We start from the raw sequence: 2,853 nt of genomic DNA, 5'->3' as shown, positions 1-2,853 counted from the left end.
CTCGTCGACGAGTATCAGGACATTGATGAACAACAGTACCAGCTTATCGCGGCACTGGTGGGCAAAAGCGAAGAGGATGAGGAGGCCCGACTGCATCTGATGGCTGTGGGTGATGATGACCAATCGATCTACGCCTTTCGCGACGCGAACGTCAGCTTTATTCGCCGCTTTGAGCAAGACTACAACGCCCAGACTCACTTCCTGACCTGGAACTATCGTTCCACCGCCCACATCATCGAGACCTCCAACCGCCTGATTGAGCACAATCAGGATCGCATGAAGCGTACACATCCCATCGAGATCGACGACAGGCGCAAGATGGAAGTGGCTGGGGGGCACTGGGAGGGGATGGAGACAGCACAGGGTCGCGTCATCATCCAGCAGTGCCAGGATGCAGCCCAACAGGCAGCCGAGGTCGTGAGACATATCACGCTTATCCGTGAGAAGACTCCCACTTGCCCGCTGGAATCTATCGCCGTGCTGGCCCGTAATGGGCTAGAGAAGGAGGAACTGGCCTGGGTACGCTCGGCACTGGCAGATGCTGATATTCCCTGTCGTTTTACTCTGGATAAAGAGAACGGTTTTCCTGTGCATCGCTGCCGTGAAATCTTGCGCTATCAGAATTGGCTACAACAGCAAGGTCATGCCCTGCTGACAGCGGAGCAACTTGCAGCCCCTCTCCCTCCACTCTCACTGGCCAACCGTTGGGAGGAGCTACTGCACGATCTGATTGCTCAGTGGCAAGCCAGCCAGGGAGAGCACGCTCTTTCTGCCCACCACTTCCTGATGTTCCTCTACGAGTATTTGAGCGAGCAAAAGCGCCAGATCCGCTTCGGTAAAGGGGTATTGTTAAGTACGGTACATGGGGTTAAGGGGGAGGAGTATCGCCATGTGATACTTCTCGACGGCGGCTGGCAACGCGCGGCGGAGCTATCGACCAGTAACCTGGAAGAAGAGCGGCGCCTCTTCTATGTGGGGATGACACGTGCTATCGAAAGGCTGGTTCTCATGGCTCGCCACGATCAACGTAATCCCCATATTCCACTGATCGCCTCCCACTGCTACGTGCAGAGACCTAACGCAACCCGACCGGACAGACAACGTCGTTTCGCCATGATGGGTATGTCGCAACTGGTGTTGGGATATGCAGGTCACAGTGATGAAGGCCAGACTATTCACAACGAACTGAGAGCGTTGAAAGTAGGCGATGCCGTACGCATTGCCCCCGACAAACAGGACAGGCTCCATGTCTATCACCGCAGTCACAAGATCGCTCGCCTCTCCCTACAGGGAGAAGAAACCTGGAAATTCGATGTGAATACAATCCGCGAAGCCAGAGTGATCGCCTTGATAGAGCGGCGTAAAGAGCAGGAAAAGGATGAGTATCAACCCAAGATGCGCAGCGAACGTTGGGAGATCCCCATAATCGAGCTGGAGTTATGAACCAAACTGGTAGCCCCCCATGCTACCGGGATAGATCTTCACGACTTGCAGCACCAGCTGTGCCGGTACTGCAGTAGGTGATAGTGAAAGCTTGGTGACTTGACGACACGTCGCTGCCAATAGCCTCAATTCAGGTCATAATCACCCAGCTTCCCTTACCTTGGAGTTTTTATGCGTCGATTCAATTTCATGCTCAATGGCAGCAGATTGATGATGTTCCCCTTCTACATTGGCATTCTCATCTGCGTGGTATTGCTGATGGTGAAGTTTGCCATGCAGCTCTATCAGCTTTCTGTAAACATTTTCGAGATCCCCTATCTGGATCTCATTACCGGCGTGCTGACCCTGGTGGACTTTATACTGGTGGCCCAGATGCTGATCCTGGTTGCTATCTGTGGCTATGTGCAATTTATCCAGACGGAAGAGCAGCGCGCCTCCCTTAGCAGCAACTGGCTTAGCAAGATCAACTTTGCCTCCCTCAAGCTCATCGTCATCAACTCGCTGGTGACTATTGCCGGAGTGGAGGTGCTCAAGGCGTTTCTCGAAGATGGCATCATCAACGAAGTCGATATGAAGTGGTCCGTGGTGGTGTTTCTCGCCTTCTCGCTGGCCGCGCTCATCTATGCGGTGACCGAGCGGATGGCGGAGCATAAATAGTCGAGCTTGATCACTGTGCTTGTTCAGCCTTGATTCACCAGCAATACAATTGATAACACTTTTCATTACTCTTACTGCGTTATAAACTTGCTCCCCCCGGGCTGCCCCGCCCGGGTGCTGGAGCCTTTATGACAAGCCTTTCTCTCTCACCCCGACAATTCCGGCAATGGTTGGCCTACCACCATCAGGCCGCCGAGGGCACCCTCTATCTGATGTTCTTCTCCGGCCTGCTGCTGTGGGAGCCGCTGACCCCGCTCTGGTCGCTGGCACGCTGGAATCTGTTTTTCCATGTGATGCTCTCGCTCACCCTGTTCCCGCTGCTGTTTGGCGCCTTCTGGCTCTCCCATCGCAGCTTGTTGAACCGCAGCAACAAACCTTTTTTGCGCACCACGGGGCGGATTATTGAAGCCCTGCTGCTGATCTGTCTGGCCAGCGGCCTGCTGCTGGTGCTGCACGGCACTCCGGGCTATGCCACGGGCAACCTCGCCAGCTGGGCCCACTGGCTGAGCGCATTGGCGTTAACTCCTCTGGTGCTGCGCCACGCCTGGCGCTGGACCATCTTGAAATGGCGCTCCTGATCCCATGTTGAAGTCATCGTTCTCTGCATATTTGTCACCCCTGTTGGCACTCGTCCTACTGCTGGCCAGCCCCTTCGCGTTTGCCCAGCAAATGAGTTCAGGGATGCTCGCCTATGAGGAGGGAAGCGCCCCGCGCCTCGTCACCGCCAACCTGAGCGCTGGCTCGGTCACCCTG

General features: G+C 55.2%; 3 protein-coding genes. All 3 read left to right on the top strand.

Translation table 11 applies throughout. From position 1 onward, the window contains the following. Positions 1-1,443, top strand: a 1,443-nt coding sequence (locus AACR14_RS11775; RefSeq protein ID WP_041201953.1) for a 3'-5' exonuclease, incomplete at its 5' end; no start/stop codon positions are given. A gap of 171 nt (positions 1,444-1,614) precedes the next feature. After that, positions 1,615-2,100, top strand: coding sequence for a YqhA family protein (locus tag AACR14_RS11770; RefSeq protein WP_005333692.1), 486 nt, complete (start codon positions 1,615-1,617; stop codon positions 2,098-2,100). A 128-nt stretch (positions 2,101-2,228) separates the two neighbouring features. Next, entirely contained in the window at positions 2,229-2,678 is a 450-nt protein-coding gene (locus tag AACR14_RS11765) for a hypothetical protein (RefSeq protein ID WP_019446323.1), read from the top strand. Positions 2,679-2,853 lie beyond the last annotated feature (175 nt).

Origin of the sequence: Aeromonas sp. 159, from assembly GCF_963862045.1 — a bacterium.
In the GTDB taxonomy this organism is placed as follows: Bacteria; Pseudomonadota; Gammaproteobacteria; order Enterobacterales; family Aeromonadaceae; genus Aeromonas; species Aeromonas veronii.
The sequence above is the reverse complement of the archived record's forward strand: the minus strand, read 5'-3'. Positions and strand labels throughout refer to the sequence as shown.

Coding starts and splice junctions, on each gene's coding strand:
- AACR14_RS11765 (WP_019446323.1), top strand. CDS start 2,229: ATGACAAGCCTTTCTCTCTCACCCCGACAATTCCGGCAATGGTTGGCC.
- AACR14_RS11770 (WP_005333692.1), top strand. CDS start 1,615: ATGCGTCGATTCAATTTCATGCTCAATGGCAGCAGATTGATGATGTTC.